Raw genomic sequence first — 13,750 nt, 5'->3', positions numbered from 1 at the left:
ACTATGTCAATTACCATTTAGACAGTACAATGAGTAAACGGTAACAAGAAACAGGAAAATTAATAGTAGAGACAAATTCTTAATTTTATCAATAAGTTAATAAAGAAGTAATAAGTTTCACTTCTGAATCTATATTTTCAATCATTTGGTTTACTTCATCTGAACTAAGGTCTGTTAGATATTCAAACTCATGAGCCAGTCTAGCCAATATGGGCATACCCGCACTTATCGCCGTACCATACAGCTTATGCCCGGCGGCATTCAACCCCGTTAAGCTTCCCTGCCGGGCCTGTAGTTTTAGTGTGGCAAGCGAATTTTCAAGCTCATGTTCGGCAACTTTCATCAATTCTATAACAAAAGCCTGATTATGACCAGCTATTTCCTGAAGTTGTTTTAAATCGAGGTGGATATCAAGTTCGTTAACGTTATGGTTCGTCTCGGTTGCAGGCGGATCTATTTTCTGCCATTTAGTAAAAAATGGAATAATCGTCTCTTCAGTAATTGGCTTGGTGATATAATCATCCATTCCGGCCGCCAGACAACGCTCACGCTCCCCTTTTACATTCCCGGCCGTTAGGGCAAGAATAGTTGCGTGTTTTGGGCCATTCTGCTCCATTTCCCGAATCCGTTGTGTGCTTTCGTAGCCATTCATTTCCGGCATCTGGATATCCATCAGTATTAAATCAGGTTGCTCCCGTTCATAGGCCTGAACGGCTTCCAGCCCATTATTGGCTAAAATTATTTGCGCATTTTGGGCTATTCTGGAAACGATGGTTTCTGCTAATAACTGGTTGACCTGATTATCCTCAACAATTAACACCTTCAAGATCCTGTTTTCAACAGAGACCTCCGGCTCGATAAACCTTTGCGAAGCACTATCATCCTGCTGGTCCAGACGCGATAAAGCGTGATACAAAGCGTCCAGCTTAACTGGCTTCATCAGCCGGTGATTGATATCCAGAACCTGACTAGCCTTTACAATCCGTTCATCATCCGACGAGCTATGCAGGAGAATGATAGCCTGTTTATCAAACGGGTGCGAAAAATTAGTACGTATCTTCTGGATGGTTTCCAGCCCATCCATGTAAGGCATATGGTAATCCATCAAAATGACATCATACAGATTGCCCTGCGCAATGAACTGAAGTGCCTCAAAGCCATTACTTGCCTCATCGACAACAATCTGCTTTAACAAAAACAGTTGACGTAAAATAAGGCGATTGTGTTCATTATCATCCACAATTAACACCCTTCTGATCTGGTCAAGGTCCCGCCATTCAATTGGTTCGCCCGGTTCGGCTTTCAGCGTTAGTTCGAAGAAAAAACAACTTCCTTCTCCCAGTTTACTGGTTAGTTGAAGGTGGCTTCCCATTAACCCCAGTAATTTATTGGAGATGGTGAGCCCCAGACCGGTTCCGCCGTATTTTTTGGTGGTAGAGGGGTCTTCCTGCGAGAAGGCATCAAATATCTTCGCCTGCATGTCTTCTTTTATACCAATGCCGGTATCCCTCACCTCAAACCGAATAGTAACCTGCTCTTGCTCAGGATTACTCAGTGCAGAAATTTTTAATTCAATTTCTCCCTTCTTAGTGAATTTGAGCGCATTCCCCAGCAGATTGACCAAAATCTGTTTTAAGCGTACAGAATCGACATACACAAATCGGGGTAAATCAGATGATATGTTAAGCAGCATCTCAATCTCATTGCCCTGTACCTGATACGTGGTGATATCGGCAGCCTGACTACCAATTTCATAGAGGTCTGCTTTTTCAATGGCCAGTTCCAGTTTACCCGCTTCAATTTTTGAAAAATCCAGGATATCATTAATAATGCTCAATAAGGCATTTGCCGATTGATTGACAATGGACAGGTATTGGTGCTGTGTGGCGTTGAGCGATGTTTTCAATACCAGATCTGTGAAACCGATGACCCCGTTTAACGGTGTCCTGATTTCGTGGCTCATGTTGGCCAGAAATTCCGATTTAGCCTGACTGGCCTGTTCGGCCAGTAATTTAGCTTTCGTCAGCTCCTCCCGCTGTAAATAGGCTTCGGTTATATCCTGCGTAAACAGCATAATTCCCCCTACCGTGCCGTCAAATTGATACCAGGGCCTTACCTCCCACTTTGCATGCTGATCGTGATCCCAGCCTTCCGGTCGCCATACATCGCCCTCCTTTTTAGACACGATTCCGGCAACGCCCCTGGCATGAATAGCTTTCCATTCAGCGGATTGATTTGGAAATACGGCATAGTGCGATAAACCAATGACGCTTTCAGTTAAATGATAGTCTTCCATCCAGCGATTACTGACCGCTATGTAATTGATATCGCGGTCGAACATGGCCACCGCAGCCGGAGCATGCTCAACAAAGGCCGAGAGTCGTAATTTCTCGTTCAGAAGTGCCTGTTCGGCTTTTTTCTTCTCATCAATATCCTGAAAGGTACCGAATAGCCGCTTGCACTTACCGTTCTCAAATTCAGGCGTTCCCAGCGCACGCACCCAAACGTTTCGTCCGGTAGCAGTTATGATCTGAAGTTCGAGGTCATAGGATACGCCTTCGGCAATAGACCGATTCATTGCGTCTGTAATAAGTTCCAGGTCTTTCCCGGCTAAAAACGATAGCGCCGACTCGAAAGTGGGTATAAAGTCCTCCCCTACTTCATGGATGGCTCGGGTAACAGCCGACCAAATAATGATGTTATGGATAACATCGACCTCCCAGGTACCTATACGGGCCACCTCATTGGTCTGTTTCAGCATTTGAGTCGTTTGCTTCAGCTCAACTTCTAACTGGTGTCGGCGGCTGATATCAATCGCATTTCCGATTACATAGCTATGCCCATCCGATTCTGTTTCCAGAATATTGTTGAATAACCACATAAGTAAGGAGCCATTTTTATGCAGCGTCTGCATGAGCCCGGTAGCCTTACCAGTTTTCCGTATAGTCTCTAAATAGGCATCTAGTCCCTCCTGTTGATTCACCGGAACAATGTCAGCTAGCCGTTGACCTATTAGCTCGTCAGGATGGTAGCCCAAGGCGTGCGCACCGGCGGTATTCACGGTCAGAAACCTGCCTTCCAGGTCATGGATGCACATTAAACCCTGAGAATTCTCAAAAAACGAGCGGAATTTATTTTCTGAATGGAATAGCCGGAGTTCTTTCTGTTTTTCCTCGGTTATATCCCGGCCAATTGCAAAGAAATTACCTGTGGCCGGTTCCGGCGTGGTCACCCATTGCAGATCCCGAAACATTCCGTCTTTGCATTGAAATCGTTGAACAAAATTCACGGCTCGCTGGTCCGCCGATGTCAGTTTGGCTATAATTTGTTTTGTAGCCGCCTGGTCTTCAGGATGAACCAGTTTTTGAATCGGGGTAGTCAACAAATACGATTCGTCCCACCCTAATACTTGCTGAAAAGCAGGATTGATTTTTTTCAGATAGCCATCGTGACCAACTACGCAGATTAAGTCGTTTGAGAGCGAGAATAGACTTTTTATGTAGGTAAGTTCCTGTTTTTCCCGGTGTTCGATAATTAATTCTATGGCGGATTCACTCAATAGTTTCAGCGCTTTTTGCTGGGCTTTCGTGAGCTTTCGGGGGCTAAAATCCAGCACGCAAAATGCGCCTATCGAATGACCCTCCGGATCTGTTAGCGGATAACCCGCATAATACCGTATGTGGGGGTCGGAGGTTACCAGCGGATTGTCTTTGAATCGAGGATCCTGGGTCGCATCTTCTACCTCCAGCAGGCTATCGTTCAGTATTGTATACTGGCAAAAAGAAGTATCCCGCTCTGTCGCTTTGAGATCTAAACCCGTTCTGGCTTTGACCCATTGCCGTTTATCATCCACAAGCGTTACCAGCGAAATTGGCATCTCACAAATGAGAGATGCCAATTCAGTCAGCCTGTCAAATTCCTTCTCGGGCAGCGTATCCAGAACATGGTAAGCGTGTAAAGCTTTTACTCTTGACTGCTCATTTTCGGGAAATAACATAGACTGGGGTTCACACACTTAATATATATACTAAATAAAAAATAAATAAACTTTAAAGATATTTATATATAAAATAATAAAATTAAATTTGTAATGACAAATAAAATAGGTTTTATTTATACAAACACCGTAACCTACAGTCTTCGTATAGATGCATATATAATTGATTTTATATTATTTAACTTATTTTTGGTAACTCAACTCTCGTCGTTATTATTTCTTTCACCCTTATCTTCCATCTATTTACGAACAGCTACGCATGAAACTCAGACAGTCCGTCTTTGACGCTGACAACTGGACTATTATAACTGAAACCACCGGTTTTTCTGGTCACAAAGCACAGTTAATACTTGCTTTTGGTGAACGCGCTCTACTTGATAAGCCTGGTTTGTACCAACAGCTCCGGGAGTTATACCCAGCTGCTGCAATCGTTATAAATTCAACTGCGGGAGAAATTTTTGACGACAAAGTGTGCGACGACAGTATTGTTGTTACGGCTATAGAGTTCGAGAAAACAACCATCCGGTCGGTACAGATCGATATTTCGGATCGCAGTGAGAGTTATGCTGCCGGCAGGCAGCTGGCGCAGACACTGGATGATGAAACGCTGGCAGCTGTATTTGTCATCTCCGACGGGGGTCTGGTCAATGGTACTCAGCTAATCGACGCCCTGAACCATGGCCTCGACCGCATCGTCCCGATCACGGGTGGGCTGGCCGGTGATGCAGCCCGTTTTGAGCGCACCCTGGTCGGTCTAAACCAACCACCGGCTGTTGGCAAAATCGTTGGCATTGGTTTTTACGGTTCGGAGCTTACAGTGGGCACCAGTTCGATGGGTGGCTGGGACGTATTTGGGCCCGAACGCGAAGTGACCCGCTCAGAATACAATGTGCTCTATCAGATTGGGGATAAACAGGCCCTTGATCTCTATAAGGAGTATCTTGGAAAATATGCCAGCGGCTTACCCTCAGCAGCTTTATTTTTCCCATTATCGATGCGCGCAACGCCCGATTCACACCCGCTGGTGCGTACTATTTTGACTATTGACGAGGCAACCCGAAGTATGACATTTGCGGGCGATATGCCCGAAAAGAGTCTCGTGCGCTTTATGACAGCAAATCTGGATCGGCTGATCGAAGCGGCAGCCGTGGCAGCCCATACTGCCAGGAAACATCTGGCAGTAGAACCCGAGTTGGCTATTCTGGTGAGTTGTGTTGGGCGGAAACTGGTGCTGGGGCAGCGGGTAGACGAAGAAGTAGAGGCCGTGCGTGAGGTGTTCGGTTCCCCTTCAGTACTAACGGGATTTTATTCCTATGGCGAGATATCGCCCATTGCACCTGACGCTCGCTGCGAACTACACAATCAAACCATGACGATTACGGTCTTCTCTGAGAAATAAACGCAATGGAGTCTACACCGATACATAAAGTACTTGCCCGACAGCTTAAAAAGTACCTGCCAAACGAGGAATTTCAATACCCGCGCTTTCAGTCGTTTGTTAAAGCGGTGAATGAGTCGTATCACAATTTCGAGCGCGACAAAGAGTTGTTTGAACACTCGTCGGCCATGAACGAACTGGAGTACGCCGTGATTAATCGGAAACTCAAAGGAGAGATTGATCAGCGGGGGCAGTCGGTCGAGAAATTGATCGAAGCCATTCGAACGCTTGAGATGCCGGACGAGGATGGTGTACCGGATGTAAATACAGACAACCTGATTGGGCTGGTCGATTTCCTACAAAGACAGATTGAACGCCGGAAAAAGATAGAATCGGAATTGAGGCAGGCCAAAGAACTGGCCGAGCAGGCAACCCTGGCCAAATCTGATTTTCTGTCGATGATGAGTCATGAGATCCGCACGCCCCTCAACGGTGTGATCGGATTTACGGACTTACTCCTGAAAACCAATACCGATGCCACTCAGCAACATTATTTATCGCTGGTGAATCAATCGGCCAATTCGCTGCTGGACATCATCAATGATATTCTCGACTTCTCTAAAATTGAAGCGGGGAAACTGGAACTGGCCATCGAAAAAACCGACCTGCTCACCGTTGGCAGTCAGGTTGCCGACATGATTAAGCTGCATGCCCACCAAAAGAAACTGGAGATGCTGCTCAATATTGCCCCCGATGTTCCTCGCTTTATCTGGGTCGACCCAATCCGGCTTCGGCAAATTTTAATCAACCTGCTCAGCAATGCCGTTAAGTTTACCCAACAAGGCGAAATCGAATTAAAAGTAGAACGGATTGGTCCATCGGACAGCTCTTCTACGGACTTTCGTTTTTCGGTGAGAGACACCGGTATAGGCATTGCTCAGCCAAATCAGTCTAAAATATTCGATGCCTTTGCTCAGGAAGATACCTCGACCACCCGTCGATTTGGCGGTACAGGCCTGGGGTTGGCCATTTCCAATAAACTACTGAGTTTAATGGGCAGTAAACTCCAGCTGAACAGCAATGTGGGTGAAGGCAGCACGTTCTACTTCGACATTCAATTTAAAGCCATGTCAGGTGAAGCGCTGCCCTTACCGAATATGGATTTGATCAGGCATGTATTGATTGTCGATGACAACGCTACCAATCGGCAGATTCTACAGGCGATGTTGCTGTTAAAAGGCATAAAAACTGAACTGGCAGCCAGTGGACTTGAAGCCCTGGACCGGCTGAGGGCCAAAGAACAATACGACGCCGTTCTGATGGATTACCACATGCCTTATGTGGATGGATTGGCGACGATTCGATTTATTCGACAGGAGCTTAAGATAGCTGCCGATCAGTTACCGGTTTTGCTCCTGCACAGCTCGTCTGAAGACGATATTGTACTGTCCGCGTGCAGGGAATTAAATGTGTCTCAGCGGTTGATAAAGCCGGTTAAAGCCGAGCAACTCTATGAAGCACTCGCCCATGTCAAAATTCACAAAGAAGACCGCGACGAGATTAAAAAACCACCAATGAACCAGACACAACCAAGTCTTTCACTTAAGCAAGTTACAATCCTGATCGCCGAAGATAACATGGTGAATATGCTGCTGGCGACAACGCTGATTAGTCAACGGTTACCAAATGCCAAATTGCTGAAAGCTGTAGATGGTCTACAGGCCCTCGACACGTTTCAGACCAGCCAGCCCGACCTTGTTTTCATGGACATCCAGATGCCCCAAATGAATGGGTACGAAGCCACGAAAGCCATTCGTAAACTGGAAAATGGGAGACGGATTCCCATCATTGCCCTCACGGCGGGCACGGTACAGGGCGAACGGGAAAAATGCCTTCAAATTGGCATGGATGATTACCTGAGCAAACCCATCCTGCCAAACTTACTGGAGCAAATAATTGACAAGTGGCTCGATCCCGACCCAGGCTCTGCGGCAGAAAAGGCAGTTATTGCCGCTAAAGACCATTTTGATGCAGACGGGCTACTGGCCAACATGAACAACGATCAACAATTGGTTGACCTGTTAATCAGTGCCGCCAAAGGCTATCTGGCCGCTTTTCCAGAGCGACTCCACCAGGCCCGGAAAAATGATAATGTACACGCGATCAAAGAGTTGGCGCATCAGCTCAAGGGGACGGCTTTAACGGTCAATTTCACGCAACTGGCCGACCTTGCTAACCAACTGGAGCATGTTTCTGAAACAAACCCTAAAGTTATTTCAGACTTGTGTATCAGTCTGGAAGCCGAAATTGACTGTCTAAGCGACTTGCTTAACGCATAATCGACAGATCTGTGCCTGTATTTTGTTTAGATCTCTTCCAGTTGGTGGCGAAAAAAAAGGCAATCGACCGGTAGAGAACAGCCTCTGGTAAGCTTATGCTACTCGAAGAAAAACGAAATACATTATGGGAGAATTTAGTGGACAGGTTGCGCTGATTACCGGAGCCGCTTCGGGAATTGGCTTGTCCATCGCACACAAATTACTGGCCGAAGGAGCCCGGGTTGGTTTACTCGATTTTAACGAGGCAGCCTTACAAAACGCGTTCGCATCTTACGGCTCAAGCGCCCTGTTGATTGGTATCGACGTCACCGACGAAGAGCTGGTTTTAGAGGCTGTTACCAGGGTGCATGATCAATTCGGGCAGATCGACTGCCTGATCAACTGTGTTGGCATTACCGGCATCACGAACGTTCAGAGCCATGAAGTCAGCAGCGAAAATCTGCACAAGGTTTTTGAGGTGAACTTCATGAGTAGCTTCTATACTTCGAAGGCCGTGTTGCCGTTCATGCTTGCCCGGAACTATGGCCGTATCCTGCATATTGCGTCCATCGCCGGTAAAGAAGGGAATGCGGGTATGCTGGCTTACTCGACCTCTAAAGCAGCCGTTATCTGCATGGCGAAAGTGCAGGGGAAAGAATATGCCGAACGAGGCATAACGGTGAATGCGCTGGCACCTGCCGTTATTCAAACGCCCCTGGTCGATGCCATGCCCGAGGTACAGGTGAAGTACATGACCGATAAAATTCCGATGAAACGCTGCGGCACGCTGGAAGAAGCTGCGAACCTGGCTACCTATATTGTCTCGCCAAAAAATAGTTTTACAACCGGCTTCACCTTCGATTTATCGGGTGGACGAGCCACATATTAACTTCGGCTGTCCATGAAGCTTACCCTACCTAACCGAAGAGCATTTTTAAAAACTACTGCGCAAGGCTGCACGGCCCTTCTGCTAACACCCCATATGCTCACGGCAAAACAGCTACGTCAACCGGCGAAGCGTGTTGGTATAATTGGTTTGGACACCTCGCATAGCACCGCCTTTACCAAAGCGCTCAACGCCCCCGATGCCAACGCTGCCTTTCTGGGTTATAAAGTCGTGGCGGTCTATCCGCAAGGGAGTCGAGATATTGAGAGCAGCACCAGTCGCGTCCCGGCTTACACGGAAGAAGTAAAAAAACTGAATGTCGAAATTGTCGATTCCATCAGCGAACTACTTAAAAAAGTCGACGTAGTATTGCTGGAAACCAACGACGGGCGGCTCCATCTCGAACAGGCCTTGCAGGTACTCAAGGCGGGCAAGCGTGTGTTTATCGACAAACCCATTGCGGCTTCGCTGTCCGACACGATCGCCATTTTCGAGGCTTCCAAAAAATACAACATCCCGCTGTTTTCGGCCTCTTCGCTTCGGCACATAAAGGGAATCGAAAAAGTGGCTAAAAACCAGGTGCTGGGTGCGGACACCTTCAGCCCCGCCGTACTCGAAAAGACACATCCCGACTTTTATTGGTACGGTATTCATGGCGTTGAAACACTCTACACAGTTATGGGAACGGGCTGCAAACAGGTGGTACGCGTGCATACCGATGGCACCGATATCATCATAGGCAAATGGGCCGACGGGCGCGTTGGCACCGTTCGCGGAACCCGCACGGGAAAACACGATTACGGCGGCACCGTTTTTACCCAGTCGGGAAATATCGTGTTGGGGCCCTATGGCGGTTACGAACCACTCCTGCTGGACATTATCAACTATTACGAAACCGGTAACGTGCCGGTAACACCCGACGAAACCATTGAAATTTTTGCGTTCATGGAAGCCGCTGACGAAAGTAAACGGCATGGAGGTGCCGCCGTTACCCTCGACAGTGTGATGGCCAGTGCGAAGAAAAAATAACGCGGACACAGTCACCTGCCGGTTAAAAAACAGACTTATTGCGCTTATCTGCTTTCTTGGACTCAAGTATTGATCTCTTACCCTTACTGCTTTTGGTATAAACACCAATGAAACCTATCAGGGAGAAAACTCCCGTCGTGATTTTGTCAAAAAATCAATTATTGGTACCGCAGCCCTGTCTGTGGGTGGCATTCTGCCGGGATTTAGTGCCAAAAGCTACGGTCGTATTCTGGGTGCCAATGAGAAAGTGAAGGTGGGGGTCATGGGCGTCAATAGCCGTGGCCTGGCCCTGTCGAGCAATTTCGCCTTACAACCAAATTGCGAAGTAGTTACGATCTGCGATGTGGACTCCAGAGCAGCCGAAAAATGCATTACCACCGTAACCGGCATCCAGCAGTCGAAGCCTGCTAATCAGCCCGATTTCAGAAAGGCACTGGAAGACAAAGACATGGACGCCCTCGTCATTGCGGCTCCCGATCATTGGCACGCACCGGCCGCTATTCTGGCCTCAAAAGCGGGCAAGCATGTCTATCTTGAAAAGCCATGCAGCCACAATCCGCACGAAGGCGAGTTACTGGTTGCGGTGGCAGCAAAACACAAAAATGTTATCCAGATGGGTAACCAGCGCCGGTCGTGGCCCAATGTAAAACTGGCTATTCAGGACATTAAAAACGGCGCCATCGGTCGACCTTATTTTGCCAAAGGCTGGTATACCAACAACCGCGCAACCATTGGCGTCGGCAAAACAGTGGCCGTTCCGGCCTGGCTAAACTATGACTTATGGCAGGGGCCCGCACCCCGACGCGCCTATAAAGACAACGTCATTCACTACAACTGGCACTGGTTCTGGCATTGGGGAACAGGCGAAGCGCTCAATAACGGCACCCATATGCTCGACCTGATGCGCTGGGGACTGGATGTTACCTACCCAAACAAAGTAACCTCACTGGGGGGGCGCTACCGATATAAAGACGATTGGGAAGCGCCCGACACACAGGTGATCAACCTGACATTCAACAACAATACGGCCATGACCTGGGAAGGCCGCAGCTGCAATGGACGAACCGTAGAAGGCAGCGATGTAGGGGTCACATTTTACGGTGAAACGGGTTCCCTGCAATACGGTGGCGGCAATGCCTACAAAATTTTCGACCTCGACAATAAGCTGGTGAAAGAGGTTAAAAACGACTTGCCGATTGACCCGCGAAACAAAATGAATCCCTCTCAGGTGCTGGATGCCACACACCTTCAAAATTTTGTCGAAGCCATCAAGAAAGATACTCCCCTGGCTTCGGGCATTGTGGGCGGGCATCAGAGTACGCTGCTTTGCCAGTTGGGCAACATCGCCCTGCGTTCGGGCGACGCGCTGGATATTGACCCAACCAACGGGCACATTCTTAATAATAAAGCGGCTGCCAGATTTTGGCAGCGTGAGTACGAAAAAGGCTGGGAACCTACCTTATGAGCACGCTCGCCATCGACGTTAACAGCCTCAGTAAACGGGAAACCACGATTTCTATTTTTTTGATCGGGCTGATGTTTTTCATCTTCGGCTTTATCTCGTGGGTAAACTCCATCCTGATTCCTTATTTCAAGATAGCCTGCGAACTGACCATCTTTCAGGCGTATCTGGTTGCCTTTGCTTTTTATATTGCCTACTTCATCATGTCGGTGCCGGCGTCTTATTTATTAAAGGCCGTTGGGTTCAAGAAAGGTATGATGGTTGGCTTTTGGGTTATGGCTCTGGGCGCGTTTGTTTTCATTCCGGCCGCCATGACCCGAACCTACGCGGTTTTCCTGATGGGCTTGTTCATGATCGGGATCGGTCTGGCAATTCTGCAAACGGCAACGAATCCGTACATAACCATTTTGGGTCCTAAAGAGCGAGCCGCCCAACGCATTAGCATCATGGGCATTTGCAACAAAGCTGCGGGTATTCTCTCTCCGCTGGTATTTGCCGCCGTCATTCTGCGCCCTACCGACACCGATTTGTTTGCCCAGCTTGGCACGATGACCACTGAGCAACGGGGAGTGGCGCTTGACGAACTGGTTCGGCGGGTTATTCCGCCTTATGCCGTGTTGGGCACGTTTCTGTTTGTATTGGGGTATCTGGTCTACCGCTCCCCCCTACCCGAAATAGACACCGAGCACGAAACCGCCGATGTGGCAACCGCCAATGCGGGCAAGACAAGTATCTTTCAATTCCCACACCTGATTTTGGGTGCTTTTGCCATTTTTATGCACGTGGGCACGCAGGTCATCGCCATCGACACAATTATTGGCTATGCCAATTCGATGGGTATCGATCTGCTCAAAGCAAAGACTTTTCCATCTTATACCTTGATTTGCACCATTTGCGGCTACGTCATTGGTATCATCTGCATTCCACGGTTCATCAGCCAGGTAAATGCGTTACGCATCTGCACCCTGCTGGGAACGGCCTTTACTTTACTCATCATTTTCACGCATGGATCGGTAACATTTCTGGGCCATACAGCCGATATTTCGATCTGGTTTGTGGTATTACTCGGTCTGGCAAACTCGCTGGTTTGGGCTGGGCTCTGGCCATTGGCGCTTGACGGGCTGGGCCGTTTCACGAAGATTGGCGCGTCTATCCTCATCATGGGATTGTGCGGTAATGCCATAATGCCGCTTTTTTATGGCTACTTCGCCGATTTGTTTACAGTCCACAAAGCCTATTGGGTACTTTTTCCCTGCTACTTATACCTGGTCTATTATGCTGCATACGGCCACAAAGTCAAACGCTGGTTTTAGTTTATGACCACAGAGGCACAAAGAGCACAGAGACTTAAATACGAATTCCTCTGTGTTCTTTGTGCCTCTGTGGTCATAAATCCTTTTTTTACGTCTCTACCGAACGAGCAGGATGAAACTAAAAATTAGCAATGGCACCATTCTAACCCCTTTTCGTACTATCAAAAACGGAACGGTGGTGATTGATGGAAACCAGATTCTGGACATACAGGAAGGTCCGGTCGATGTTCCAGATGCTGTTAACATCGACGCGAAGGGCCAGTTTGTGGCTCCCGGCTTCATCGACATCCATGTACATGGCGGGGGTGGATTCGACTTTATGGATGGCACCGAAGAAGCCTTCCTGCGAATCGCCGAACTTCATGCACGTTATGGCACAACGGCGCTTGTTCCAACGACGCTAACAGCCGAAAAAGAAGACCTCTTGAAAACGCTGGACGTCTATGAGCGCGCCAAACGAAACAATAATCAGGGAGCGGCTTTTCTGGGCATGCATCTGGAAGGGCCCTACTTTGCGCTAAGCCAGCGGGGTGCTCAGGACCCTCGCTATATTCGCAATCCTGACCCGCAGGAATACGAAGAAATTCTGAGTCACTCACCGTCAATTGTCCGGTGGAGTGCCGCACCAGAGCTGGAAGGCGCTATTGCCTTCGGGCAGCGGCTCCGGCAAAAAGGTATACTGGCCGCCATTGCCCATACCGACGCGTTGTATGATGATGTGCTGACAGCCTACGAAAATGGCTATTCGCTGGTTACGCATCTGTACTCAGCCATGTCGGGGGTTACCCGTCGAAATGCGTTTCGGTATGCGGGTGTGATTGAGAGTGCGTTTCTGCTGGATCTGGATGTTGAGATCATTGGCGATGGTATTCATCTGCCGCCCCCATTGCTCAAACTGGTCTATAAAATTAAGGGGGCCGACCGTATTGCGCTTATTACGGATGCCATGCGGGACGCCGGTATGCCCGAAGGCGAAAGCATATTGGGTTCCCTGTCAAACGGGCTGAAAGTGATCGTTGAAGATGGCGTCGCCAAACTCCCCGACCGAACGGCCTTTGCGGGAAGCGTTGCCACGACCAGCCAACTCGTCAGAAACATGGTAAAACTCGCAGACGTTTCTTTATTGGAAGCCGTCCGAATGGCCAGCACAACACCCGCCCGCATCATGGGCGTCGATCAGCAAAAAGGCTCCCTCGCCAAAGGCAAAGACGCTGATATTGTAATTTTCGATCAGACTATTACCGTGTCCATGACGATGGTTCAGGGTACCGTTATTTACCAAAAGGACAGCCAGACGCAGGATTAATGTTCGACAGGGCGTTGGTTCCAACAAACCGGCCTTACTTATTAAACGTATCAATAACCTC

Annotated in this window: 8 protein-coding genes; 7 read left to right on the top strand and 1 reads right to left on the bottom strand. The window is 48.3% G+C overall.

Going from position 1 to position 13,750, the window contains the following annotated elements:
* Positions 1 to 88 precede the first annotated feature (88 nt).
* Positions 89 to 3,997 carry a PAS domain S-box protein gene (locus tag CWM47_RS13560; RefSeq protein WP_100988484.1) on the bottom strand — a complete coding sequence of 1,303 codons (3,909 nt, stop codon included), beginning with the start codon at positions 3,995 to 3,997 and terminating at the stop codon, positions 89 to 91.
* A gap of 259 nt (positions 3,998 to 4,256) precedes the next feature.
* Here CWM47_RS13560 and CWM47_RS13555 point away from each other — a divergent pair, with 259 nt between their 5' ends.
* The 7 genes from CWM47_RS13555 (at position 4,257) to nagA (ending at position 13,689) form a co-directional block, all read left to right on the top strand.
* A complete protein-coding gene (locus tag CWM47_RS13555; protein WP_100988483.1) occupies positions 4,257 to 5,396 on the top strand; it encodes an FIST signal transduction protein in 1,140 nt (379 codons plus the stop codon).
* Positions 5,397 to 5,401: 5 nt separating this feature from the next.
* A complete protein-coding gene (locus tag CWM47_RS13550; RefSeq protein ID WP_100988482.1) occupies positions 5,402 to 7,714 on the top strand; it encodes a response regulator in 2,313 nt (770 codons plus the stop codon).
* Positions 7,715 to 7,838: 124 nt separating this feature from the next.
* On the top strand, positions 7,839 to 8,582 hold the full coding sequence (locus CWM47_RS13545) for an SDR family NAD(P)-dependent oxidoreductase (RefSeq protein ID WP_100988481.1): 744 nt from the start codon (positions 7,839 to 7,841) through the stop codon (positions 8,580 to 8,582).
* 12 nt (positions 8,583 to 8,594) lie between these two features.
* Positions 8,595 to 9,608: a Gfo/Idh/MocA family protein gene (locus tag CWM47_RS13540; protein ID WP_100988480.1), complete on the top strand. Its 1,014-nt coding sequence runs from the start codon at positions 8,595 to 8,597 to the stop codon at positions 9,606 to 9,608.
* Between the two features lie 181 nt (positions 9,609 to 9,789).
* The gene (locus CWM47_RS13535; RefSeq protein WP_394341998.1) at positions 9,790 to 11,073 is read left to right on the top strand and encodes a Gfo/Idh/MocA family protein; all 1,284 of its coding nucleotides are present in this window, start codon (positions 9,790 to 9,792) and stop codon (positions 11,071 to 11,073) included.
* Positions 11,070 to 12,383 (top strand): sugar MFS transporter, encoded by a 1,314-nt coding sequence (locus CWM47_RS13530; RefSeq protein WP_100988478.1) that lies wholly within the window; start codon positions 11,070 to 11,072, stop codon positions 12,381 to 12,383. The genes CWM47_RS13535 and CWM47_RS13530 overlap by 4 nt, the downstream gene beginning before the upstream one ends.
* A 112-nt stretch (positions 12,384 to 12,495) precedes the next feature.
* Positions 12,496 to 13,689 carry an N-acetylglucosamine-6-phosphate deacetylase gene (gene nagA / locus CWM47_RS13525; RefSeq protein WP_100988477.1) on the top strand — a complete coding sequence of 398 codons (1,194 nt, stop codon included), beginning with the start codon at positions 12,496 to 12,498 and terminating at the stop codon, positions 13,687 to 13,689.
* Positions 13,690 to 13,750: the final 61 nt, after the last annotated feature.

Origin of the sequence: Spirosoma pollinicola (assembly GCF_002831565.1) — a bacterium.
Classification (GTDB): domain Bacteria; phylum Bacteroidota; class Bacteroidia; order Cytophagales; family Spirosomataceae; genus Spirosoma; species Spirosoma pollinicola.
This window is presented reverse-complemented; position numbering and strand designations above follow the sequence as displayed.

What these genes read in the sequence shown, in the direction of transcription:
- CWM47_RS13560 (WP_100988484.1), bottom strand. Translation starts at nt 3,997, where the DNA reads ATGTTATTTCCCGAAAATGAGCAGTCAAGAGTAAAAGCTTTACACGCT.
- CWM47_RS13555 (WP_100988483.1), top strand. Translation starts at nt 4,257, where the DNA reads ATGAAACTCAGACAGTCCGTCTTTGACGCTGACAACTGGACTATTATA.
- CWM47_RS13550 (WP_100988482.1), top strand. Translation starts at nt 5,402, where the DNA reads ATGGAGTCTACACCGATACATAAAGTACTTGCCCGACAGCTTAAAAAG.
- CWM47_RS13545 (WP_100988481.1), top strand. Translation starts at nt 7,839, where the DNA reads ATGGGAGAATTTAGTGGACAGGTTGCGCTGATTACCGGAGCCGCTTCG.
- CWM47_RS13540 (WP_100988480.1), top strand. Translation starts at nt 8,595, where the DNA reads ATGAAGCTTACCCTACCTAACCGAAGAGCATTTTTAAAAACTACTGCG.
- CWM47_RS13530 (WP_100988478.1), top strand. Translation starts at nt 11,070, where the DNA reads ATGAGCACGCTCGCCATCGACGTTAACAGCCTCAGTAAACGGGAAACC.
- nagA (WP_100988477.1), top strand. Translation starts at nt 12,496, where the DNA reads ATGAAACTAAAAATTAGCAATGGCACCATTCTAACCCCTTTTCGTACT.